The sequence below is a fragment of the Sphingosinicella terrae genome (genome assembly GCF_003347635.1).
Taxonomy (GTDB): Bacteria; Pseudomonadota; Alphaproteobacteria; order Sphingomonadales; family Sphingomonadaceae; genus Allosphingosinicella; species Allosphingosinicella terrae.
In genome coordinates this window covers 110750-132631 of the sequence record NZ_QDFY01000005.1, presented here as the reverse complement: position 1 = coordinate 132631, position 21882 = coordinate 110750, and the positions used below count along the sequence as shown (strand labels likewise).

The window sequence follows — 21882 nt, the reverse complement described above, 5'->3', positions numbered from 1 at the left end:
CCGGTCCGGCCCTTCTTCCGCCCGGCCTTGTGCCGCGTCGCTGGCGCTTCGACGAAGCGCCGCCGCGCCTCGACGAGACCGGGCGCTGGAGTCTGTCCTGGTCAGGTGGATGTGCCGGGATCGCCCGAGGAGGCGCGCTGGGGAGGAGCGCGGCGCAGTCGCGTAGCGGGGCTACGCGCAAGCAAGCGACGCCCTCCAGCGCGCCTCCTCGGGCGACCGCCTCCGGCGGCGGACCGCTTTCGGCCCAGGATCAGCGTCGCTCGTCGGTCACGATGCGTCAGCATCGCTCCCCCATCGCTCCTCGACCTGAACCGAAATCGGCTCCGTCACGGCGCTTCCACCTGACCAGGACAGACTCTAGGCGCGGCAACTTGCGCCGGGGCCGGTTCGTTGGTTGGCGCGAGGCAAGCAAGGAGAGACGCAATGCGCGAGCACAGCGGCGCCGAAGGCAAGAACAACAACAGGAACCCCACATTGCGCGAGGCGGAGCAGGCCAAGGGCCATAGCGGAGCGGCGATCACCGGCGACAAGCTGAAGGGCGGGACTCCGAGCCGCAAGAGCACGACGCGATCCGATTGAGGGGATTGCGCCCGAGCGGCGTTGACGGAAACCTTTCCGATACGTCTGTCCCTGGCTGGGACGGCTCGAAATCAGGTCGCGCGCCGATGCGGCGATGACGCTAAGTGCCTCTTCCGGAAGCGTCGTTTCGGGTGGATTCAGGCATGGCGTTGGGCGTATCGCAAGGCAGGAACGGCAGGAGCGAGGGAGCCCGGCGATGGCGCTGGCCTTTGCTCGCGCTCACCGCCGCCAGCGTCTCCTGCGTCCCCGTCGAGGAGCGCGTCGCCCTGATCGCGCCGTCCGGCATCCAGGCGGAGGCGCAGACCCTCAGCGCCTCCGACCTCGCATCCGATCCCGCCGCGGCGGAATTTCTCGCCCGGACCCAGGCGATCCTCTCGGCGCTTGCCGAAGGCGGCGACGGCTTCGCCTTCCGCGGCCGGACCGCGACCGATCAGCTGCGCTCGCTCGATTGCCTCGCCCAGGCCGTCTATTACGAGGCCGCTTCGGAAAGCGAGGACGGCCAGCGCGCCGTCGCCCAGGTGGTGCTGAACCGGGTCCGCCATCCCGCCTGGCCGAACAGCGTCTGCGGCGTGGTCTATCAGGGGCCGATGCGGCCGGGCGGCGGCTGCCAGTTCACCTTCACCTGCGACGGATCGCTGGGCCGCCCGGCGGGCGGCATCGCCTGGGCACGGGCGCGGGCGCTTGCGGCGGAAGCGCTGGCCGGGCGCGTCCACGCGGCTGTGGGCAATTCGACGCATTACCACACCCACGCGGTCTCGCCGTCCTGGGCGCCGCGGCTGCAGCCGACCTTGTCGATCGGCGCCCACGCCTTCTACCGGCTGCCCGGGCCGGCCGGCGAAACGCCGGCCTTCACCGCCGCCTACGCAGGAAGCGAGCCGCTGCCGCGTCCGTCGGCGATCCTCTTCCCCCGTTACGCCGCGGCTGCCCCGACTGCGCCTATGGCGACGACTGCAACGGCGGCGCGGCCTGCGCCGATCCCGTCGGACATCGCCCCTGATCCACGCTGGGAAGCGGCGGATCTGCCCGAATCCACCATCCGCGAGGAATATCGCAATAGCGGCCAATGGCGCGACGATGCGCCGGCGGCGCTCGCCGGTCGCTAAAGCGACTTGCCGCCGGACGGGATCGTCCGACGACCCGAAAGTCGCGACATATCAAGCTGCCAGACCGGATGGTCTGAGGCAATCAGATCATCCGGCCTAGCCGATCCGGGTAAGGCGCGCGGCGATGCCGGCGGCGCCCGGCACCAGCCGCAGCAGCCGCATCATCGGCCGCCGGGACGACGCGCGCTCGGCCGATCGGCGGAACAGCTCCGCGAGCCTCACCGGGCGCGCCGCCTGCCGGGCGAAGGCAGCCTGATAGCCCGAAGCGGCATCGGGCCCGCCGGCGAGGAGGGCGTGCGCCGCCGCCTCGCCGCTGGCCAGGGCGATCGCGATGCCGTCGCCGGCGAGCGACGCGATGACCGCCGCCTGGTCGCCGACCCGGAACAGGCCGGCCTCGCCCGCGCGCGCACGCCAGCCATAAGGCACGCCGGCAACGGCGTCCCATCGTTCCGGCAGGAACCCGTCCAGCCGGCGGGCGAAGATCGGGGATTCCGCCGCCAGCTCGGCGAAGAGCGCCGTCGGGCCGGCGGCGGCGGCGAGCCGGGCCCGGGCGATCGACAGGCAGAGATTGGCGGAACCGTCCTCCTGGAGCAGCAGCCCGGCATAGCCGCCGTCGAACAGATGAAGCTCGATCGTTTCGGCCAAGGCGCGCTCGAGCTCCGGCCGCGGCGGCAGGGCAGTGCGCAGCCCCGCGGCAGCCACCGTGCCGGACGGGACCGGCCGCGCTGCGCCGCGAAGCTCATGCTTGCCGGTGGCGAGGAACAACGCGTCCGCCGTCACCGACTCCCCGTCGTCGAAGCGCACCGCCGCCGCCTCGACCGCGCGGGCAGCGTGACCGCGGACGACCCGGGTCCCCGCCTGCTCGGCGGCGGCGAGCAAGGCGGAATCGAGGCGCCGGCGCGAAAGGCCGGCGGCGAGCGACGGCAGCGTCGTCTCGACCTGCGCCCCGCCCGCGCAGAGCCGCAGCCGGCGGATCGGCCGGGCGCCGAGAGTCTCCGGTTCGACGCCCAGCCGCCGCAGCCGGGCAATGGCATCCCAGCCGAGAAAGCCGCCGCAGACGACGTCGCGGTCGCCGCGGCTGCGCTCGTGGAGTTCGGCCCGCACGCCGCCGCGGGCGAGGACGATGGCGGCGGCGGACCCGGCGGGGCCGCCGCCGACGATCAGCGCAGCCGCTCGACGCACAGGCGAAAGGGTGCCCGGCGGACGATGCGGGCGGTGCCGGCGGGCACGCCGGCTGCGGCGAGCATCTCCGCCCATTCGGACGGCCGGAAGGCGCGCGCGATGGAGAGCTGGCCGTCCTCGCGGACGATGCGGTGGGCGCCGAGCAGGCGGGCGAGAAGGGGGTAGCCGTGATAGGCGAAGGCGTGGCGATGGAGGTCGTTGACCAGCCAGCCGCGGCGGGCGGTCCTTTCCATGAAGCGGAGGAAATCGCGCAGCTGCGCGTCCGTCATGTGATGGGCGACGAGGCTGCTGACGATGAGGTCGAACGGTTCCTCCAGCGCGGCATAGTCGCCGGTCCGGTAGTCGATCGCGAGGCCGGGCGGAGTCGCCACCCGCGCCGCCGCCTCGCTGCGCGGGTTGAGGTCGATTCCGATCAGCTCGGCCTCGAGCCCGCGGCCGCGGGCCCAGCGTCCGATGGCGCGAAGCATGTCGCCATGGCCGAAGCCGACATCGAGCAGCCTGAAGCGGTCGAGCCCCAACGTCGCCCGGGCGAGGAAGGACAAGGTCGGCCGCCGAGCGAAGGTCCAGCCGTTCACCCGGTCGAGATCGCGCAGGACGAGGTCGTAGACGGCGGGATCGAGCGCCGGATCGTCCATCTGCTCCTCGGTGCGGATACGGGCGGCCAGGGAAGGCACGCCCTACCCCCTCGAAGAGCCCTCCCCCTCCAGGGAGAGGGTATCGGTTGCGATGGGGGCCGCTTCCCCTACTCTCTCGAAATGGAAGCCCTCTGCCGCCAGGCCCGGCCCGAAGGCGATGGCGACGCCCTTGCGCACGTCCGGCCGGCCGAGCAGCTCGGCGAGCACGAACATCAGGGTCGAGGAGGACATGTTGCCGTATCGGGCGAGGATGTCGCGCGATGCGAACAGGGCGCCTTGCGGGAGGTCTAGCCCCTTCTCCACCGCGTCGAGGATCGAGCGGCCGCCGGCATGGACCGCCCAGCTGTCGATCTCGTCGGGCGACCAGCCATTGTAGAGCCGGGCCCGCACGTCCGGATCGTCGAGCGCGGCGGCGATCCGGCCCGGCACCTCGCCCGACAGCGTCATCTCGAAGCCGGTGTCGCCGATCTTCCACTGGATCAGCTCGTTCGACTCGGGAAGAGCGGCGGCGAAGAGATGGCTCATCTCGAATCCCTGCGGATCCGAGGTGACCAAGGCGGCGGCGGCACCGTCGCTGAACTGGAGCATGGCCAGCAGCGATTCCAGCGCCTGCGTCTCCTGGAGATGCAGCGAGCACAACTCGACGGTGACCGCGAGCACCCGCGCCTCCGGTTCGGAGCGGACGATATGATGCGCGACGCGCAGCGCCGAGACGGCGGCGTAGCAGCCCATGAAGCCGACCAGGGTGCGCTCGACATGGCCGAGTCCGAGCTCACGGGCGATGATCTGGTCGATGCCGGGGGCGACGAAGCCGGTGCAGCTGGCGACGACGAGATGGGTGACGCCCTCGATTCCGATCCGTTCGCGCAAATTGGCGATCGCCGCCAGCGCCAGCCGCGGCGCTTCCTCGGCATAGCAGGCCATGCGCGCCGAGGTGGCGGGGGAGTCGCCGGTGTAGAAGATCGGACGGCCGCCGTCGGGCGGCTCCGGAAGCACCGACCAGCGATGCTCGATCCCCGACCGATCGGCCATGCGCAGGAACAATTTGCGGAGACGCGGATCCTCGACCTGGCCCTCGGCCCAGTCGATGAACAGCCGGTGCACGTCGTGCCCGGGAACGGCGCCGGCCACGGCGTTGATATAGGCACGGGCTTGAGCCACCTCGATCTCCTTCCGCCGCCGGCGATCCGGCGCCGCGGCACGCGGACCGTTGCGGGATGAAACTAGTCCGTTCCTCCGCCGATTCCGAATCCTTTTCGGCGGAGCGCCCCCGCCGCCGGGCACGCCTGGATAGAAGGCCCCCCGCGGCGGGAAGTTCCCGCTATCGCCCGTCGCCGCCGAGATCGACGGCGAGATCGTGGACATGGTCGATCGCCTCGTAGAAGCTCGCGACCGGGATCCGCTCGTTGAGACCGTGGGCGAAGATCTCGTCCGGCTTCACGAAGATGCCCGAGGTCCCGAAGGTGGGAATGCCGGCGGTGCGGTAGACGACGCCGTCGGTGGCGCCGGCCTCGAGATAGGGCGAGATCGGTATGTCCGGATGGCGGCGGTGGACCGATCGGGCGATCGCCGCCATCACGTCCTCGCGCATTTCCGAGACCGGCCCCGTCTCCGGATCGCCGGTGGTCTCGACGGCGATGGCGGGATTGGCGACGGCCTCCGCCAGGGCGGTTCGGACCGCCTCCACCTCGACGCCGGGGAAGATGCGGCAATTGACCATCGCCGAAGCGCGCTGCGGCAGCGCATTCTCGGCATGGCCGGCTTCGGCCATGGTGGCGACGCAGGTCGTCCGGGTGGCGCCGACATATTCCGCCGAATCGTAGAGCGCCTCGGCGGTGGCGTCGCTTGGATCGTCGGCGAAGGCGCGAAGCGCCGCCCCGGCCTCGCCCGTGACCAGGCCGGCAAGCGTGCCGAGATAGGCCCGGGTCAGCGCGTTCGCCATGGCGGGGAAGCGATATTGCTCCACCCGCAGCAGGGCGCGAGAAAGATCGTAGATCGCATTGTCGCGGCGGGGACGGCTGGAATGGCCGCCCGGATTGGTCGCGGTCAGGCGGAAGGTGGCGTAGGTCTTCTCGGCGCCCTGGACGAGGTAGACCAGGGCACGCCCGTCGGGCGCAAGGCCGCCGCCGCCGGCATCGGTGTTGATTGCATATTCGGCGCTTCGCACCCAGGGATGGGCGGCGATCAGCCGGGTCGTGCCGAACGTCGTCTCCTCGTCGCCGACGAAGGCGAAGACCAGGGTCCGGCGCGGGCGGAAGCCGTCGGCGCGCATTCGCAGCAGGGCCGACACCATCGAGGCGATGCCGGTCTTGTTGTCCTCCACGCCGCGGCCGAACAGATAGCCATTCTCCTCGATGAGCCGGAACGGATCGCGCTCCCAGTCCTCGGGCCGCGCGTCGACGACGTCCATGTGGCCGGAGAAGAGCAAGGGCCGGGCGGAGGGATCGCGGCCCGGCACCCGCACGAGCAGCCCGACCGTGTCGTCATGGGGCAGCCGGACGATGTCCTCCGCCGGGAAGCCGCCGGCGCGGAGCGTCTCGACGATATAGTCGGCCATGGCCGGCACCTGGGCGTGGCCGGCGGCGCTGCGGAAGGTGACCAGGCGCTCGAGCACGGCCCGCGCCTGGCGCTGGTGGGGCGCGTCCTGCGCCGCGGCCGGCGCGGCCGCCAGCGGCGCCAGGGCCGCGGCGGCGATCGCGAGCAGGGTCAGAAATCTGGACATGTCGGTTCCCCTGACCGTTTGGAAGGATGAGCGTCGAAGCGAGCCGCCATGTCAGCCGGCGGAAGCCGCTGCCCGGCATCGCCGCCAGCCGGGGCCGCGCACGAACCGTCCCGGGGTCGCCCCGACATGCGCGCCGTCGGCGAGCACCTGGACGCCGTTGACGAAGACGTGGCGCATGCCGACCGCGTAGGCGTGGGGTGCCTCGAAGGTGGCGCGGTCGGCGATCATATTGGGGTCGAACACCGCGATATCGGCGAAATGGCCGGCGCGCAGCGCGCCGCGGTCCGCAATCCCGAGATTGGCGGCGGGCAGCGAGGTCAGCCGCCGCACCGCCTCCTCGAGCGGGATGATCCGCTCGTCGCGGACGTAGCGGCCGAGCAGCCGCGCGAAATTACCGTAGGCGCGCGGGTGCGGGTGGCCGTTCAGGAACACGCCCTCGGTCGCCATGCTGGCCGCGTCGGAGCCGAAGCTCATCCAGGGCAAAGCGATCTGGCGGCGGACATTGTCCTCCGACATCAGGAAATAGATCGCCCCGACCCGGCTCTCGTCTTCGACGACGAGGTCCATCGCCGTCTCCTCGGGGCTCTTGCCGCGCATTGCCGCGACCTCGGCGAGGGTCTTGCCGGCGAGCTCGCGCAGCGCCGGATTGCGGAACTGGCTGAGCAGGACGCCCCCCGCCCCGGCGCCATGATAGAGATTCTCCCAGCCCTGGCCGGGCCGGCGCATCTCCTCGGCGACGCGGGCACGGATCGCCGGATCGCGAAGGCGTGCGATCCACGCTTCCTGGCCGCCCGCCTGCACCCAGAGCGGCATCGCCGCGTCGAGGCCGGTGGCGCCGGCGGTATAGGTATACATGTCGGCGGTGATGCGAAGGCCGGCGGCGCGCGCCGCCTCGATCCGCGCGATCACCTCCGGATAGAGCCGCCAATTGTCGCGGCCGGCGAGCTTGAGATGGTAGATCTCCGCCGGTGCGCCGCTGCGGCGGGCGATCTCGACCACCTCGTCGATCGATCGGAGGATGGAATCCCCCTCCGATCGCATGTGGGTGACGTACATGCCGCCGCAACGCCCGGCCTCCTCGACCAGGGCGACGAGCTCGTCGGTCTCGGCGAAGCTGCCGGGCGCGTAGATGAGCGAGCTGCCGACGCCCATCGCCCCCTCGTCCATCGCCGCACGGACGAGCGCGCGCATCCGGGCGAGCTGCGCCGCATCGGGATCGACGTCGTCCTCGCCGAGCTCGTGGACCCTCACCGTCGCCGCGCCGACGAAGCTCGCGACATTGGTCGAGACGCCGCGCCGCTCGAGATGCTCGAGATACTCGCCGAGGCTGGTCCAGGCGATCGGATAGCGTATGTCGCCCTGGCGCGACTGCTCCAGCCGCTTCATCTCGTCGTTGAGCGGTCCCATCGACGAGCCTTCGCCCATTACCTGGAGGGTGACGCCCTGGCGGATCTCGCTCTGGCTGCGGCCGTCCTCGATCAGCGACTCGGTCGACCAGCTGAGCATGTTGATGAAGCCGGGGGCGACGGCGAGGCCGTTTGCCGTCACTTCCCGCCGGCCCGTCCCCGGCGCCGACGGCCCGACATAGGCGATGCGGTCGTCCTGGATCGCGACGTCGCCGACAAAGGGCGCGGCGCCGCTGCCGTCGTAGAGGGTGCCGCCGCGGATGACGAGGTCATAGGCCGGCGCTGCCGGCGGCGCCGAGGCGCAGGCTGCCGCGAGCCAGCAGGCGAGCACCGCCAGCGCTGTTCGGGCGCGCATCACCGGGCGGCGGCCCTGCCCATGTCGCGCGCCGTCATTCCTCGACCGGATCGTCGATCGCATGGACGATGGCGACCGCGCCGACCACGTCGGCGCCGGCGAAGGTGATGGCCTTTCCGATCATGAGACCCCCTGTGCGGGCGCGCTTCCCGGCGCCTCGCACTGGGATGGTGGAGAAGCGGCGGCGCCTCAAGCGAAAAGAATGGCGGACGGCCCAGCAGCCGCCCGCCATTCCCTCCCTTGGCCTTCGGCGGGCTGCGAGGCTGCCCGCCGAAGCCGGATCTCAATGCTCGCGGCGCATCCGCTCCGCGGCCTCGCGCATCTCGCGCGCGCCTTCCCGCATGCCCTCGGCGCCTTCGCGAAGGCCTTCGGCGGCCTCGACTAGGTCCTCATGGGTGACGGTCTCGCCATGGGCGCGGGCGCGGGCGATGGCGCGCTCGCGATAGTCCGGATCCTCGAGCCTCGCCGCTTCCCGCTCCATCCGGCGGGCGCCGTCCTCCATGCCGGCGGCACCATGCTCCATGCCGGCGGCGCCGTGCATCATCGAGACGGCCGCCGCGGCCGGCGCGGCGCGGACCGCGCGCTGTGCCCCGCGCATCGCCAATTCGATCTCCGCGCGGCTGACCGTCCGGGCCTGCGCCTGGGCGCGCCGCGCCTCGCGCATCGCCCGCTCCAGCTCGCGCCGGTTGACGCGGTGGGCTTGGCGCATTTCCCGCTGGGCCTCGCGCAGCGCCCGGTCCATCTCCTCGCGGTCGATCCCCGCCATGGCGGACGCCACGATCGCCGGGACCTCGGCCAGGACCGGCTCCAGGTCCGGCATTTCGGGGATGACCACGGTGAAGGCGCGGTGCGCGCCCGGGGCGGCAGGCGCTTCCGGTGCGTCCGGCGCCGTCGGAGCGGCCGGAGCCCTGGGGGCTTCGGGCGCGGCCAGCGTGCTCGGCGGGACCGGCACGGCCATCACGCCGGGCGCCGCCGGAGCGGAAGGCGGCGACAGGGCGGCGGGCGGCGCCGGCGGCTCGGCCGCGACCAGCTGCATCGCCGCGACCGGGGCGCCGAGACCCAGGCAGGAGAGGATGGCGAGCGCGGTCCAGGCCGAGCCCGAGGGGCGTTCGCGCAGCCGCCGGTCGAGCACCGCCCGAACGCGCCGGCCCAGCGCCCGCGCCGACGGCGCGATGCTGTTCGCCGGCACCATCGCATTGGCCTGGGCCCAGCTCACCAGCGTCTCGGCATAGCGCGCCGGCTCGACTCGCGCGGCGGCCTCGCAGTCGGCCGCTTCCTCGGCCTGCTGGACGACCTCCCGCTCGAGCACCCAGGCGAGCGGATTGAACCAGAAGAGCGTGGCGGCCGTGCGCGCCAGGATCAGCACCGGCCAGTCGCGGCGGGCGACATGGGCGACCTCATGGGCCAGGATCGCCTCGGCATCGTCGGGCTGGTCGAGCGTGTCCCGGTCGATCAGCACGATCGGCCGGCGCCAGCCCCAGCTCAGCGGCGAGGCGACCTCGTCGGAGACGAGCAGGCGGACATGCTCGGCGCAATCGGCCGACCAGCGCACCCGGTCGAAGGCGGCGAGCCATTCCGGGCATTCCACCGGACGCGCGGCGCGGGTCCAGCGGCGCAGCGTCCACAGTCCGGCGACGAGCCGCGCGCCGACCATGGCCAGCCCGCCGAGATAGGCGAGGACGACGAGGGGGGTCGGATCGTCCCAGATGGTGGGCTCGAGCGCCGGCGAGGACATCCCGCCGAAACCGGCAAGCTGGAGCTCGGGGACGCTGTACGGCACCGGCGGCAGCGGCTCCGGCGCGGCGAAGGCGACGATCTCGAGCGACGGCAGCGCCAGCGCCAGCACCGGCAGCAGCAGCAGCAGGATGACGCCGATCCGAAGCACCAGGGTTCGGTCCGCGGCGGAACGCGACCGCAGCGCGTGGGCGAGGAGCAAGGCGGCGCCGGCGACCAGCGCCGACTTCCACGCCATTTCGGCAAAGAAGGAGAGGAACATCATTCGCGCTCCATGGCTTCGGGGTTGCCGTCTTCGTCGATCCGGGCCCCCTCGATCCGGGCCTCGTCGATCGCCTGCCTGAGGGCGGCGGCCTCGTCGGGCGACAGGCTCTTGGTCAGGCCGAGCAGGGCGGTGGCCGCGCTCGCCGCCGATCCGTCGAAGAAGGTGCGCACCATCTGCTTCAACGCGGATTCCCGCACCTTGGCGGGCTGCGGCACGCTCTTGTAGACATAGGCCTGGTCGATCGCATGGTGGCGGACGAGGCCGCGCGCCTCGAGCCGGGCGAGCAAGGTCCGCACCGCCGAATAGCTGGGCGGATCGGCCATGGCCGATCGAATCTCGGCTGCAGTCGCCTCGCCGGCGCTGCACAGCAATTCGAAGATCTCGCGTTCGCGACGGGGAAGTGAATCGATCATGTTCCTCACCTGCTACTCTTGTAGCATGCCACGTTTGTAGCAGGAATCAAGTCGTTTCGTCGCTGGCTTCCTTCGTTTCGGCCTCGCAAGGTGAAGCCTGGATGAATGGGGCCGTCGAACGTCGCCTGTGGGCGGATCAGGCGCCGTCGGGATATTTCTCGCGCATATGGTCGAGCGACTCGGCCACGAGCGCTTCCAGCACCGATTCGTCGACGTCGGACAGCCGCTTGATGTACAGGCAGGACTTGCCGGTCCGGTATTTGCCGAGGCGATCCATCAGCGCCTGGTGGCGGGGAAAGCCGTCGGTGACGTAGAGGACGATCTCCTTCGCGCGGGGCGAGAAGCCGGTGCGGCACATGTCGCCTTCATGGCCGCTGTCGTAGCGATAATGGTAGCGGCCGAAGCCGACGATGCTCGGCCCCCACATCGTCGCCGGCTCGCCGGACAGGCGCTCCATCATCGCCCGGATCTTGCCGGCGTCCTCGCGCTTCTGCGGATCCGCGACGGCGGCGAGGAAATCGTCGACACTGGCGGCATGGGCCTTGGTCTTGGTCTCCGCCATCTCCCTGTCTCCTGATCTGACGCCTCATCCTAGAGGAGCGGCGGCGGCCGGGAAAGCGGCCAACGGCCTCACTCCGCGCGCCGGTAGGTCCAGGTGTGCGCCCGGCTGCCATCGGCCGCGGAGATGGTCGCGGTCAGCGTCCCGCCTTCGCGGCGATAGCGGATGAGCTGCGGGTAATCATGGTCCGGATTGGCGAAGGCGGCGCTGCCTTCACCGCGCTCGACCAGCCGGAAGACGACCGCCGGCCGCCCGCCCGGCGACGCCAGATAGACGAGCGCCCCGTCCTCGCCCGGCGCGATCCGCAGATGCTCGAACGCGCTTTCCTCGCCGCCGCGGCCGGACCGGCTGAAGCCGATCATCGCTCCGCCCCGCGGCGCGGCCCACAATTCCTCGGTCCAGCCTTCGCCTCCGACCGATTCCCAGCGCCCGGCCATCCAGCCGAGCGCGTCCACCAGCGTCCCGCCTTGCGCCGCCGGCGCGGCAAGGGCCAGCAGCGACCCGATCAGCATCAGCTTCATCGCCTGCTCCTCTTCATCGACTCCCGTCTCGCACGCTCCGGCCGGCGCGTCTTGAACGGACGCGACATTCGCGCTCTGCTGGCGGGATGGACTATGCCGAGCATCCCGCGCCGGCGCCGCTCGCCGGCCTGGTCAAGGCCTTCTGGTCGCTCGATGCCGGCGCGGCGGGGCCGCTCTGGATCGACCATCGCGCGGTGCCGGACGGCTGCGTCGAGGTCATCCGCCGCAGCGCCGGCCGCTCCCGCTGGGGCGGCGAGCAGCCGGCCTGCTTCGCGGTCGGGCTGATCGAGCGGCCGGCGACCTTCGCGGTCGGCCGGGGATCGCGCTTCGACGCGGTCAGGCTCTGGCCCTGGACCTGGTCGCTGCTGAGCCCGGAGCCGCTCGCTTCCTTGCGCAGCAGCTGGCGGCCGATCGTCGATCCGAACCTGCTCGGCCTGTGCGAGCGTCTCCATGATCCGGCCGCCGCCTCCGCCTTCCTCGCCGGGCGGCTGGCCGAGGCGCCGGCCGGCCTGCGCGAGACCGGGCTCGCCATCCTGTCGGCCCTGCGCGTCGAGGATCTGCGCCGCGCCGCCGGCCTGTCGCCGCGCGGGCTGCAGCGCTGGTTCGCGCGGAATGTCGGCATGGCGCCGCGCACCTATCTGCGCCTGCTCCGCTTCGAGCGTGCCTTCGCCGAGGTGCCGGACCGGCTTTCGCTCGCCGACCATGCTCTGGCCAGCGGCTTCGCCGATCAGCCGCACATGAATCGGGATTTCCGTACCCTCGCCGGCCAGCCGCCGGCCCGCGCGCGCAAGGCGTCGAAGGGGCCGTTCCTGCCCGGCTGAACAATCGGGGCGCCCTTCGCGTCTTCGCGGCTTCGCGTGCCGATCGACCGCGTCCCCGCCGCGCGCCGCCCGCCGAAACTGCCACTCAAGGCGCCGCCGGCGTCCCCATGAACGTCCAGCGGTCGTCGCGGCGCCAGCTCTGGTCGAACAGGCCCGAGGCGATCCAGCTCCGCTCCGCCGGCGCACCCGGCGCGTCCGGCCGGGCGCGGGCGTCGCGCAGGGTCCAGTCGTAGAAATTGGTGCGGAAGCCCGCGATCGGATGCCAGTAGCCGCCGGGATCCCACAGGCCGAGACCCGCGGGCGAGGTGCCGGCGACGAGCATGACGTAGCGCCCCTCCGCCGACGGGCTCGGATAGACGAGGTCGACGACCGCGTCGCGCGCGGCGAACCGGCGCCCGTCGATGGTGACCGCGTCGGCGGCGATCCGCACCGGCAGCCGCCGCGCCAGCCGGCGCGTGACCATATTGGCCTCCGGCCCGCCGATCAGCACGAGCGACAGGCTGCGCTCCATCTCCGGCGTCAGCGCGCTGTCGTCGACGACCCGCGGCCGGACATGCTGCCAGCTCTGCCACAGGTCCGCCAGCCGCTCCGCCTTTTCCCGGGTCAGCCGCCGCATCTCCGGATCGCGCGCGCTGGTGCCGACGACGATCGCGAACGGCGTCGCGAAGACGTTGGCGAGCCCGCCGTCGAGCCCGGCGCGCTTGAGCCGCGGACCGTCCGGCGCGCCGGGCAGGGCGAGACGCCCTTCCCCCGTCTCGTCGAGCCTGACCTCGAGCGGCCGCCCGTTCCACACCACCCGCAGCGGCCCGTCGCCGCGCAGCGCGGCCGGCGGCGACACTGTGAGCCGGGCGACGTTGCGCGTGTCGATCCGCAGCCGGCCCGGCTCGACCATCTCGGCATCGGCCTCGATCATCTCGAGCGGTCGCTCGGCACCGTCGGCCCGCAGCCACCAGGCCGACGCGCCGGCCAGGTCGACGGAGCGGATCCGCACCGTCCGCGGCGCCTCGGCGCGGCGCCGGCCCAGCATCCACTCGGCCACCTGGTCGCGATATTGCAGGTCCTCGTGCGCCCAGCCGGGATATTCGCGGTAGCGAACGTCATAGCCCCAGCGCTGGAGCCGCTGGGTGATGTGGCGGGAGAATGCGACGTCGACCGCGGGGTCGGAGTCGCCGTGGAGGACGAATACCGGCGTGTGGGCCAGCTGCTCGGCCCCGGCGAAGCTGCTATGCGCCTCGGCCAGCCACCGCTGCATCGCCGTCGCCGGCGCCTCGAACGGACCGTCGGGATGCAGCCGGAAGTCCCAGCCGCCGAACACCGGCGCGATCGTCGCGAACAGATCCGGGTGGCGCGAGCCGATCAGCCAGGTCCCGGAGCCGCCCATCGACTCCCCGGTGAGATGGAGACGGTCCGGATCGACGCGCAGCCGCCGCCGCGCCGCCTCCAGGCAGTTGAGCACGTCCTGCTCGCCGATCCCGCCATATTGGGCATTGGCCCGGCCGTGCGGCTCGATCCAGATCAGGTCCCACCGGTCGGCGGTGGGATCGTGGCGCCGGTCGACGCCCCAGAAGCGCAGATAAGGCGGGTTGGGCGGGTTGAAGCCGTGCAGGTTGAGGATGGTCGGCCACGCCCGGGCCCCGTCATAGCCGGCAGGGAGATAGGCGCGGCAGAACTGGGGCGAGCCGTCGACCGGATCGATCCAGCCGAGCCGGACGAAGCCCGACGGCCGGGCGATCGCGGACGGTCCGAGCTCGAGCTCGGCCGCCTCCATCAGCACCGAATGGACCGTCTCCGGATGAGAGGCCAGAGCGGAGAGGTCGGCCCCGGCGCGGTCGGTCAGCAAGGCGGCGAGCAGGCGCATATGCGCCCCTTCCGCCTCGCCCGCCGGCGCGGCGGCGGCGTGGTTCAGCAGCCGCCGCGCCGCCGGGGCGGGATCGCCCTTGTGCCAGGGCAGCCAGAAGGTGAGCGGCGCGCCGAATCCGTCGGCGGCGGTGACCCGGACCTCGTAGGGCCCGTCCGGCCAGGCCGAGGCGTCGAGCGAGGCCGAGCCCTCCCCGGCCCCGATCGCCGCCTCGGCGACGAGGCGGCCGCCCGGAGCGAAGGCGGCGACCTGCGCCGGCCGCGGTGCCGCGGCATGGGTGCGCACGACGAGACGTCCATCCGGCCGCGCCTGCAGCGACGGCGCCATGGCCTCGGCGACCGGCTGGTTCGCTTCCAGCAGCCGGATCGTCAGCCGCGCCGGCCCGCTCTCGTGGCCGGCGCGGACGATCAGCCGGTTCTCGCCGGCGCGCAGCCGCACCGGGATCCTCACCCGGTCGCGGGCGAGGAAATCGGCCGCCGCGACGTCACCGATCCGCTCGCCGTTCAGCCAGATCCGCAGCGGCGCGCGGCTGCCGATCGCCAGCTCGGCCGGACCCGCCTCGGCGCGCACGACCCGGGTGGCGGCATAGAGGAATCGGGCCTGCGCGGCTTCGGCCGGCGGGCTGAGCTCGACCGTGTCGGTCCAGGCGGCGTAGGGCGCCCAGCCGGCGCCGGGCCCGTCCGGCGCCAGCCGCGCCTCGTCGGCGAGCGGCGACTCGGCGGCGCGGACCAGCCAGGCCCGCAGCGCGCGGCTCTCGCCGGGGCTCCACAGGTCGCGCTCCGCGTCGCGCAGCGCCTGGCGGCGCGTGTCGGGGCCGGCCGGCGGCGGGTTCTGCCCGGCCGCCGGCAGAGCGAGCGCGAGCAGGCCGAGGCCGAGAGCGAAAGCGGCGGACCGGCGGCGGCTCACGAGCGCGCCTCCGGCTCGGCGGCGGTGACCTCGATCTCGACCAGCCAGCCGGGATCGACGAGCCCGGCCACTTCCATGGTCGACCGCGCCGGCTTGTTAGGCTGAATCTCGGTGCCGAAATATTCGCGATAGGCGGTCATCATGCCGCCAAAGTCCATCCGCGCCTGTCCCGGCGGCGCGACCAGGAAGACGCGCATCATGACGATGTCGCCGAGGGTGAGGCCGTGGGCGCGCAGCTGCGCCTCGATCCGGCGGAGCACCGACCGGGTCTGGGCGGCGGTGTCGCCGTAGCGCTGAACAGACCCTTCCGGTGCGGAGGGATCGGCGACCTCGGGGACGGTGCCGCTGACATAGACGATCCGGCTGTCCGGCGGCAGCTCGACCGACGTGGCGATCGGCGCCTGCGCCGTTCCGGTGCGGACGACGTCCTGCGCCTGCGCCGCCGAGGCGGCGAGCGAGACGCAAGCGAGCAACGGCCAGTGACGCATGAGTGGGCCTCCCCCCTGTTTTTCCGTGCAGCTTATCGAAAATGACAGCGGTGGAAAGGGGCCATCGTCGCCGCCTTTCCCGCGGGCCTCTGCGAGGCGGCACCTCAGTCCCTGTGCACGCGAAGCCGCGAAGCCGCGAAGCCGCGAAGCGCGCCCGAGACCACCCCACCGTCATCCCGGCGCAGGCCGGGATCTCCCTTTTCTTCCGAAGGTGGAACGAGATGCTGGCATTCGCCAGCATGACGAGACGGTGGGCCGGTCCCCTTCGCGTCTTCGCGGCTTCGCGTGCCAAATTCCGGAGGCGGCGCCAGACGCCGAAGCAGGCAGAACACGCCCGAACTCGCCGCACGAAAGAAAGGAGGCGGCGCCGGGGATGACGGCGCCGCCTCCGGGACCGGCGGTGCGAGGGGCCAGGAGCACCGCCGAAGGGGCGGGAGTGCTTTCAAGTCAGGTGGAATCACCGACGACTCGGAAAGCACGGAAAACGAAGGAAACCAGGTCAGCGGGTGCCGGCGACCTCGCTCACGTCGACCCGGCCGGCCCGGCGGTCGGCGCCGATCGCCGCCAGGCTGTCGGCGCGGCAGTCGCGCATCTCGGCCTGGGCACGAAGGTCGGCCGGGAAGGCGGTGCCGCAGACCGATCGGACCGCGGCGCGGAGCCGCTGGGCGAGCCGCGACCGGCCGGCGGCGGCATCGAGGTTGAGATCGGCGAAGCTGACGGTCCGGGTCGGCGCGGCGGGCGGCGCCGCCACGGCGGGGACGGCAGCGACGGCGGTGACGGAAGCCGCGGCGGCGAGCAAGGCGGCAAGCAGGGTCGAGGGGCGCAACATGATAAGTCTCCCTTTTGATGTCGCCCGGCCGAAGGGGGCAGGGGTTCGCCGGGCGACGAGGCCGATATCGGGGAAACCGTTCCGCACCGCCAATGAAAGCCGCGACGGCAGGCATAAGGGGAGTTTATTACCTGCCTGCATCCGCGCGGACGAGCGGGTGGCGAATGCCCCTATCCGTCATCCTGGCGAAGGCCAGGATCTCTTTTCCTTATCCGCGGAGCCTGAGCGGGAGTCCGTAAGCCAGCGAGATCCCGGCTTTCGCTGGGATGACGGAGACTTTCATCGATCGGTATGCACGGCCGGAGACGGCAGCCGGAGCATCCGTGATCGATTTCTTCGTACGCTCTGAAGACGGGATGACGAGTGGAGTCCCCCCTACCCTCCGAAGATCGTCTTCACCTGGTCGCGGAACAGCCGCATCTGGCGGCCCATTAGCCGGCGGTCGCCGAGCGCGCGCGACAGGATGATCGCGCCTTCGACGATGACCGTGACATGGTCGGCGAGGGCGTCGAGGTCGACCGGCGCGCGCGGCGGATGCTCGAGCGCGATCTCGGTCAGCCAGTGGCCGAAGCGCTCGCGCAGCGCGAGCACGCTGTCGCGGTTCATCCGTCGCACTTCGGCGTCGAACATCTGGTCCTGGTAGGTGATGGTGGCGACGAGGCAGCCGGGATGGAGCTCGGGCATGTCGTCCATGACGTCGGCATAGAGCTTGAGGAAGATGAGGAAGCTCTGCAGCGGGTCGTCGGTCAGCTCGCGCGCCCGCGCCCCCAGCGTGTCGAGTATCTCATTGTCCTCGCCGAGGAAGCGGTCGAGCAGCTGCCGGGCGAGGTCGTTCTTGTCCTTGAAATGGTAGAAGAAGCCGCTCTTGGTGATCCCCGCCGCCTCGACCAGCTCCTCGATCGAGGTCGCCGCGAACCCCTTGTGGACGATCGAATCATAGGCGATGTCGAGCAGCCGCGCCCGCGTCCGCTCGCCCTTGGTCTGCGCGGCCGGCGGCTCCAACCGTACCGCCGGTGCGGTTTTCTGCAGCACGCGATCGACCATGTCGGCTCGTCCTCCCGAAGATGCGGAGCAAGCTATCAGAAAGGCGGACTTTTCTCCACCGCGGTGAAAAGCGACCGCGAAGCTGCTAGAGCGGCAGGGCGTTCGGCCTGTATCTGCCGGCCCGGGCAAGGGGTGCCAGGTCAGGAGCGGTCATGCTGGGTCTTTATCATTATATCGCCTTCGGTCTGTTCGCCGGCTTCGCCGCGATCGACCTTCTGGTGCGGGCGCGCGCCTTCCCGGAGGTGCGCCGCTGGCGGCTGAAGGGGATCGCCTTCGCCTTGCTCTATTTCTCCGCCGCGACCTTCGCGCCGCTGATGTGGGACGGCTGGCTCGGCGCCCACCGGCTGCTGCCCGCCGACACTCTGCCGCTCTGGCTCCAGGTCGCGGGCGGCTTCCTTCTGCTCGAGCTCGGCATCTACGTCTGGCACCGGACGATGCACAACGCGCCCTTCCTGTGGCGCTGGTTCCACCAGATGCACCACAGCGCCGAGCGGGTGGACATCTGGGGCGCCTTTTATTTCCACCCCTTGGACATGCTCGGCTGGACCTTTCTCGGCAGCCTCTGCCTGGTGCTCGGCTTCGGCATCGGTGCCGAGGCGGCGATCCTCGTCAACGTCGCCGCGACCTTCTGCTCGATGTTCCAGCACGCCAATATCCGCACGCCGCGCTGGCTCGGCTACCTGGTGACCCGGCCGGAGAGCCACAGCCTCCATCACGAGCGCGGTATCCACGGCCGCAATTACGGCGACATCCCGCTCTACGACATCATCTTCGGCACCTTCGCCAACCCCGAGCGCTTCGAGGGCGAGGTCGGCTTCCACGAGGGCGGATCGAGCCGGCTCGGCGCGATGCTGCTCGGCCGGAGGATCGCATGACCGCGCTTCGCCTCCGGGTCGCGATGTCGCTGCTCGTCTGCGTGCTGGCGACCCTGTCGGCGCCGGTCCTCGCCGCCCGGCCCATCGACCAGGCCGGCTGGGCGGAGCGCAAGCGCCAGGTGACCCTGCCGAACGGAACCCGGCTGGCCTATGTCGAGCTCGGCGATCCGGCCGGGCCGCCCTTGCTCCTCCTCCACGGCTATACCGACACGAGCCGGGTGTGGACGATGCTGGCGCCGCAGCTGCAGCGGCACCGGATCCTGATCCCCGACCAGCGCGGCCATGGCGCCTCCGATGCCCCCGCCTGCTGCTACGCCCTCGCGCATTTCGTCGACGACGCCCGTCTCTTCCTCGACGCGATGGGCATCGAGCGCGCCGCGATCGCCGGCCACTCGCTCGGCAGCCTGGTCGCGATGCAGCTCGCCGCCGACCATCCCGATCGGGTCGATCGGCTCGTGCTGATCGGCTCGACCGCGTTGGTGCCGGTCCGCCGCGGCGATCCCTTCTGGGCTCTGATCATGGGCCTGCGCGCGCCGATCGACTCCAATCACGAATTCCTGCGCCAATGGAGCCCGTCGGCGAGCCCGACCCCGGTCGATCCGGCGCTCGCCCGCTCCATCGACGCCGAGATCCGCGCGGTCCCGCCCCACGTCTGGCGTGCGGTCATCCGCGAGCTCGCCGACCTCCCCGCCGGCCGCCACGCCGCCGACATTCGCGCGCCGGTCCTGATCCTCTCCGGCGGCCGCGACGAGATCTTCCCGGCCGAACACCACGCCGCCTTGGTCGCCGCCTTCCCGAACGCCGAGGCGCACGTCTTCGCCGATCTCGGCCACAACCTCGTCTACGAGCGCCCGGAGCAAGTCGGCCCGGTGCTGGCAAGGTTCCTGGAAGGCTCGTGGCCCGGCCCGTCGGCCGCCGATTGAGCCGGGCCCGCCGTCACTCGGCCTCGGCTTGCGACGCGGCGGCTGCCTCCAGCGCCTCCTCCTCCTTCAGCAGGTCGCTGAACGCCGCCGCCATGATGCCCGTGGGGATCGCGATGGTCATGATTCCGCCGATCGAGATCAAGGCGGCCACCAGCCGCCCGAGGGGGGTGATCGGCACGACGTCGCCATAGCCGACCGTCGTCATGGTGACGGCGGTCCACCACATCGCCCGCGGGATGCTCCCGAACTTGTCGGGCTGCCCCTCCCCCTCGATCAGGTAGATGATCGAGGCTCCGAACAGCAGGAAGACGAAGAAGACCAGGATGGTAACGGCGAGGTGGCTGGCGCGTGCGCGAAGCGCCCGCTCCATCACCCGCATCGCGCGCGAGAAGCGGCCGAGCTTGGCGATGCGGAGCAGCCGCGCCACCCGCACCAGCCGGAGCAGCATGGCATTGGCGCCGATGAAGGGCAGGACGGTGACGATGATCGCGACGAGGTCGATGATCGCCGCCGGCGAGCGGACGAAGGCCAGCCGCGATCTTCCCCCTTCGGGCGCCGCCCAGAAGCGCAGCGCATATTCGATGGTGAAGACGAGGCCGAAGCCGATCTCCGCCGCGCGGAAGCGCGCCTCGTTGCCGGCGGAAAGGAGCGGCTCGGTCTCCGCCACCGCCGCCGCGGTCGCCGCCACGATGGCGAGGATGAGGAACAGGCTGGTCCACGTGAGGCCGGCGCTCGGATCGAGCGCGAGGTGGACGCTCCGCCGCAGGCTCGATGCCCCGTCGCCCTCCAGTCGGGCGAGCTCCGATTCATGCCGTTCCGGATGCGGCCGCCTCATCTTCCCCCCTGCCGCCCGCACAGGAGGCGCGACTCGGCCGCTCGAGACTAGACCAAGCGTCGGACGTGGCAATTGGCCGGACGCGCCGGGCCGCGACGGCGGCGGGCGCCCCCTCGCGTTTACTCCCCCGCGCCCGCCTCCCGCGCCGGCCGGTAGGTGAAGTCGTAGCTCGGCTGCCAGGTGGCGCCGCCGTCGGCCGACCGGGTCCCGACCTGGCGGACCGATCCGTCCGCCTCGCGCGTGAAGCGCATCCGGGCGAGCCCGGCCCGGCCGTCGGCCAGGGTCGCCGGCGCGGTCATCACCATCGCGCCCGCCTCGATCCCGCCTTCATAGTGGGTGAACTCGTTCGACGAATCCGCCCAGACCTGCCGTCAGCGCCGCTCCGCCGGCCGCCAGGCGTTGAGGCTGCCGCCGCCCGTCCGGCCGAGCGGCATCCAATTCTCGCGGATCGCGCAGCCGCCATAGAGCTTCTCGATCAGGCTGTGCGCGACCAGCCGGTCGGTGCCGGTCGGATAGACGTCCCAGCGCCCGACCCAGAAGTCGAACTGGCGATGCTCCGGGCTCTCGCAGGCGGGCGGCGGCGGCGGGACCGCAGCGGCCGGCGGCGGCGGCGGCGTCGTTTGCGCCGAGGCGACGGACCCGGCGGCGGCGAGAAGCAGGGCGAAGCGGCGGACGGCCATGACGGTCCCTTTCGCTGGAGCCCGGCAAGGATGGCCGCCCGCCGCCGCCGCCGCAGCCCGCCTTCGGCCAAGCCAGGGCAGGCTTCGACGAAGGCGCCGCATCATAGGGGCAGGCAACGCGGATCAGACGGCCGCCGATGAGCCGGGTCCCCGCGGGGATGACGCAGGGCGGGCTCGCGGCGGGGACCCCTTCGCGCCTTCGCGTCTTCGCGTGAGTCCCCGTGGGCGTCCCCACCCGCACCGCGGCATCCCGCAAGCAGGCCGGAACTCACCGGCACGAACCTGAAACGCCGGCATGGTCTTCCCGCGAAGGAAGGGCTCGCGCTCGCGCGCCCGCGCCTTAGAACCCGAAATAATTGCTGCATTCCGGCAGCGCCTCGTCCGGCCGGTATCGCCCGCTCGCCGCATCGAAGGTGAAGCGCCTTCGATAGCTGCATTCCGCATCCTCGGCCCAGACCAGGTCCCCGCGCCGCAGCGGCGGGCCCGCGAGCGAATCCTCGGTGCGCGAGCGGCGGCCGGGAAAGGTGCGGGCGCGAGTCTCGAGCCGCAGCTCCGCCGGCGCCCCGTCCACCGGCTCCGCCGCGATCGACGCGGTGAACTCATATTCGTCCGAGCAGGCGCCGAGCCGGGCGCGGCGGTCGTCCGCGTCGAAGCAGGCGCGGATGTCGGCGCCGCCGGAAACCGGCAGCTCGCCGGCCTCGCTCAGCGCCGACCGGTCGGCCGGCAGCCGCACCAGCACGAGCTCCGCCGAGCTCTCGCTGCCGCCGGCAAAGCCGGTGCCGCGCCGGCGCAGCACCCCCGCAAGGACGGCGCCGTCCGCCTCGATCCTGAGATGAGGCCAGACCTCATGGTCGTCTATCCCGTCCTCGGGCAGCGGCAATGCCCAGCTTCGGCCGGCGCCGGCATCCTCTCCCGCCCTTTCGGTCAGCACCAGCCTCGCTTCCGCCCGGTCGATCCGCGCGCACCAGCGGCGGTCGCCGGTGCAATGGAGCGGCGGCGCGGCGGCACCGTCCGCGGCCTCCGTCGCCGCGCCGACGGCCGCGAGCGGCTCGAACCCCGTCGCCGCCGCGGCACCGTCCGCCGCGAGCGAGAGCAGCAAGGCCCCCGGAACAACCAGCATCGACATCGGCACCCCTCCCGCCGCAAGAG

22 protein-coding genes are annotated in these 21882 nt (G+C 72.0%); 5 read left to right on the top strand and 17 right to left on the bottom strand.

Translation table 11 applies throughout. The features are described from left to right. Nucleotides 1-423 precede the first annotated feature (423 nt). Nucleotides 424-579 carry a hypothetical protein gene (locus tag DDE10_RS23475; protein WP_162806594.1) on the top strand — a complete coding sequence of 52 codons (156 nt, stop codon included), beginning with the start codon at nt 424-426 and terminating at the stop codon, nt 577-579. Between the two features lie 143 nt (nt 580-722). Beyond that, complete coding sequence (locus DDE10_RS12600) at nt 723-1682, top strand: cell wall hydrolase (RefSeq protein ID WP_114953131.1); 960 nt, start codon at nt 723-725, stop codon at nt 1680-1682. 96 nt (nt 1683-1778) lie between these two features. Here DDE10_RS12600 and DDE10_RS12595 read toward each other — a convergent pair whose 3' ends face one another. The 9 genes from DDE10_RS12595 to DDE10_RS12555 all read right to left on the bottom strand — a co-directional run bounded on the left by DDE10_RS12595 (nt 1779) and on the right by DDE10_RS12555 (nt 11474). Then, nucleotides 1779-2864, bottom strand: coding sequence for an NAD(P)/FAD-dependent oxidoreductase (locus tag DDE10_RS12595; protein WP_114953130.1), 1086 nt, complete (start codon nt 2862-2864; stop codon nt 1779-1781). After that, a complete protein-coding gene (locus tag DDE10_RS12590) occupies nt 2843-3499 on the bottom strand; it encodes a methyltransferase domain-containing protein (protein WP_114953129.1) in 657 nt (218 codons plus the stop codon). Before DDE10_RS12590 ends, DDE10_RS12595 begins: the two co-directional genes overlap by 22 nt. A 42-nt stretch (nt 3500-3541) precedes the next feature. Next, nucleotides 3542-4660: a type III polyketide synthase gene (locus DDE10_RS12585; protein WP_284734634.1), complete on the bottom strand. Its 1119-nt coding sequence runs from the start codon at nt 4658-4660 to the stop codon at nt 3542-3544. Nucleotides 4661-4820: 160 nt separating this feature from the next. Next, nucleotides 4821-6221, bottom strand: a complete 1401-nt coding sequence (locus DDE10_RS12580; RefSeq protein WP_114953127.1) for a M20/M25/M40 family metallo-hydrolase — start codon at nt 6219-6221, stop codon at nt 4821-4823. 51 nt (nt 6222-6272) lie between these two features. Continuing rightward, nucleotides 6273-7982 carry an N-acyl-D-amino-acid deacylase family protein gene (locus tag DDE10_RS12575; protein WP_114953250.1) on the bottom strand — a complete coding sequence of 570 codons (1710 nt, stop codon included), beginning with the start codon at nt 7980-7982 and terminating at the stop codon, nt 6273-6275. 283 nt (nt 7983-8265) lie between these two features. Continuing rightward, nucleotides 8266-9981, bottom strand: coding sequence for a M56 family metallopeptidase (locus DDE10_RS12570; RefSeq protein WP_114953126.1), 1716 nt, complete (start codon nt 9979-9981; stop codon nt 8266-8268). Beyond that, nucleotides 9978-10394, bottom strand: a complete 417-nt coding sequence (locus DDE10_RS12565) for a BlaI/MecI/CopY family transcriptional regulator (RefSeq protein WP_114953125.1) — start codon at nt 10392-10394, stop codon at nt 9978-9980. Before DDE10_RS12565 ends, DDE10_RS12570 begins: the two co-directional genes overlap by 4 nt. Before the next feature lie 136 nt (nt 10395-10530). Beyond that, nucleotides 10531-10956, bottom strand: a complete 426-nt coding sequence (locus tag DDE10_RS12560; RefSeq protein ID WP_114953124.1) for a DUF1801 domain-containing protein — start codon at nt 10954-10956, stop codon at nt 10531-10533. 68 nt (nt 10957-11024) lie between these two features. Then, complete coding sequence (locus tag DDE10_RS12555) at nt 11025-11474, bottom strand: DUF6265 family protein (RefSeq protein WP_284734633.1); 450 nt, start codon at nt 11472-11474, stop codon at nt 11025-11027. A gap of 86 nt (nt 11475-11560) precedes the next feature. Between DDE10_RS12555 and DDE10_RS12550 the strand changes: the two genes are divergently transcribed. Continuing rightward, nucleotides 11561-12295, top strand: a complete 735-nt coding sequence (locus DDE10_RS12550; protein ID WP_114953123.1) for a helix-turn-helix domain-containing protein — start codon at nt 11561-11563, stop codon at nt 12293-12295. 85 nt (nt 12296-12380) lie between these two features. Here DDE10_RS12550 and DDE10_RS12545 read toward each other — a convergent pair whose 3' ends face one another. The 4 genes from DDE10_RS12545 to DDE10_RS12530 form a co-directional block, all read right to left on the bottom strand. Further along, nucleotides 12381-15059: a prolyl oligopeptidase family serine peptidase gene (locus DDE10_RS12545; RefSeq protein WP_114953122.1), complete on the bottom strand. Its 2679-nt coding sequence runs from the start codon at nt 15057-15059 to the stop codon at nt 12381-12383. Then, complete coding sequence (locus tag DDE10_RS12540; RefSeq protein WP_114953121.1) at nt 15056-15547, bottom strand: RidA family protein; 492 nt, start codon at nt 15545-15547, stop codon at nt 15056-15058. Before DDE10_RS12540 ends, DDE10_RS12545 begins: the two co-directional genes overlap by 4 nt. A 499-nt stretch (nt 15548-16046) precedes the next feature. Further along, on the bottom strand, nt 16047-16376 hold the full coding sequence (locus tag DDE10_RS12535) for a UrcA family protein (protein WP_162806593.1): 330 nt from the start codon (nt 16374-16376) through the stop codon (nt 16047-16049). Between the two features lie 375 nt (nt 16377-16751). Continuing rightward, nucleotides 16752-17420, bottom strand: a complete 669-nt coding sequence (locus DDE10_RS12530) for a TetR/AcrR family transcriptional regulator (protein ID WP_114953119.1) — start codon at nt 17418-17420, stop codon at nt 16752-16754. Nucleotides 17421-17572: 152 nt separating this feature from the next. Between DDE10_RS12530 and DDE10_RS12525 the strand changes: the two genes are divergently transcribed. Next, complete coding sequence (locus tag DDE10_RS12525) at nt 17573-18295, top strand: sterol desaturase family protein (RefSeq protein ID WP_114953118.1); 723 nt, start codon at nt 17573-17575, stop codon at nt 18293-18295. Beyond that, nucleotides 18292-19218: an alpha/beta fold hydrolase gene (locus DDE10_RS12520; RefSeq protein ID WP_114953117.1), complete on the top strand. Its 927-nt coding sequence runs from the start codon at nt 18292-18294 to the stop codon at nt 19216-19218. The genes DDE10_RS12525 and DDE10_RS12520 overlap by 4 nt, the downstream gene beginning before the upstream one ends. A gap of 13 nt (nt 19219-19231) precedes the next feature. Here the strand turns inward: DDE10_RS12520 and DDE10_RS12515 are convergent, their stop codons facing one another. The 4 genes from DDE10_RS12515 to DDE10_RS12500 all read right to left on the bottom strand — a co-directional run bounded on the left by DDE10_RS12515 (nt 19232) and on the right by DDE10_RS12500 (nt 21859). Continuing rightward, nucleotides 19232-20053, bottom strand: a complete 822-nt coding sequence (locus DDE10_RS12515) for an ion transporter (RefSeq protein WP_114953116.1) — start codon at nt 20051-20053, stop codon at nt 19232-19234. A gap of 119 nt (nt 20054-20172) precedes the next feature. Next, entirely contained in the window at nt 20173-20358 is a 186-nt protein-coding gene (locus tag DDE10_RS12510; protein WP_114953115.1) for a hypothetical protein, read from the bottom strand. 66 nt (nt 20359-20424) lie between these two features. Beyond that, complete coding sequence (locus DDE10_RS12505; protein ID WP_114953114.1) at nt 20425-20733, bottom strand: hypothetical protein; 309 nt, start codon at nt 20731-20733, stop codon at nt 20425-20427. Between the two features lie 340 nt (nt 20734-21073). Next, nucleotides 21074-21859 (bottom strand): hypothetical protein, encoded by a 786-nt coding sequence (locus DDE10_RS12500; RefSeq protein ID WP_114953113.1) that lies wholly within the window; start codon nt 21857-21859, stop codon nt 21074-21076. Nucleotides 21860-21882 lie beyond the last annotated feature (23 nt).

Bases quoted from the DNA above. Each gene is read 5' to 3' on its own strand.
- DDE10_RS23475 (WP_162806594.1), top strand. From the start codon at position 424: ATGCGCGAGCACAGCGGCGCCGAAGGCAAGAACAACAACAGGAACCCC.
- DDE10_RS12600 (WP_114953131.1), top strand. From the start codon at position 723: ATGGCGTTGGGCGTATCGCAAGGCAGGAACGGCAGGAGCGAGGGAGCC.
- DDE10_RS12590 (WP_114953129.1), bottom strand. From the start codon at position 3,499: ATGGACGATCCGGCGCTCGATCCCGCCGTCTACGACCTCGTCCTGCGC.
- DDE10_RS12580 (WP_114953127.1), bottom strand. From the start codon at position 6,221: ATGTCCAGATTTCTGACCCTGCTCGCGATCGCCGCCGCGGCCCTGGCG.
- DDE10_RS12575 (WP_114953250.1), bottom strand. From the start codon at position 7,982: ATGCGCGCCCGAACAGCGCTGGCGGTGCTCGCCTGCTGGCTCGCGGCA.
- DDE10_RS12570 (WP_114953126.1), bottom strand. From the start codon at position 9,981: ATGATGTTCCTCTCCTTCTTTGCCGAAATGGCGTGGAAGTCGGCGCTG.
- DDE10_RS12565 (WP_114953125.1), bottom strand. From the start codon at position 10,394: ATGATCGATTCACTTCCCCGTCGCGAACGCGAGATCTTCGAATTGCTG.
- DDE10_RS12560 (WP_114953124.1), bottom strand. From the start codon at position 10,956: ATGGCGGAGACCAAGACCAAGGCCCATGCCGCCAGTGTCGACGATTTC.
- DDE10_RS12555 (WP_284734633.1), bottom strand. From the start codon at position 11,474: ATGAAGCTGATGCTGATCGGGTCGCTGCTGGCCCTTGCCGCGCCGGCG.
- DDE10_RS12550 (WP_114953123.1), top strand. From the start codon at position 11,561: ATGGACTATGCCGAGCATCCCGCGCCGGCGCCGCTCGCCGGCCTGGTC.
- DDE10_RS12540 (WP_114953121.1), bottom strand. From the start codon at position 15,547: ATGCGTCACTGGCCGTTGCTCGCTTGCGTCTCGCTCGCCGCCTCGGCG.
- DDE10_RS12535 (WP_162806593.1), bottom strand. From the start codon at position 16,376: ATGTTGCGCCCCTCGACCCTGCTTGCCGCCTTGCTCGCCGCCGCGGCT.
- DDE10_RS12530 (WP_114953119.1), bottom strand. From the start codon at position 17,420: ATGGTCGATCGCGTGCTGCAGAAAACCGCACCGGCGGTACGGTTGGAG.
- DDE10_RS12525 (WP_114953118.1), top strand. From the start codon at position 17,573: ATGCTGGGTCTTTATCATTATATCGCCTTCGGTCTGTTCGCCGGCTTC.
- DDE10_RS12520 (WP_114953117.1), top strand. From the start codon at position 18,292: ATGACCGCGCTTCGCCTCCGGGTCGCGATGTCGCTGCTCGTCTGCGTG.
- DDE10_RS12515 (WP_114953116.1), bottom strand. From the start codon at position 20,053: ATGAGGCGGCCGCATCCGGAACGGCATGAATCGGAGCTCGCCCGACTG.
- DDE10_RS12510 (WP_114953115.1), bottom strand. From the start codon at position 20,358: ATGGTGATGACCGCGCCGGCGACCCTGGCCGACGGCCGGGCCGGGCTC.
- DDE10_RS12505 (WP_114953114.1), bottom strand. From the start codon at position 20,733: ATGGCCGTCCGCCGCTTCGCCCTGCTTCTCGCCGCCGCCGGGTCCGTC.
- DDE10_RS12500 (WP_114953113.1), bottom strand. From the start codon at position 21,859: ATGTCGATGCTGGTTGTTCCGGGGGCCTTGCTGCTCTCGCTCGCGGCG.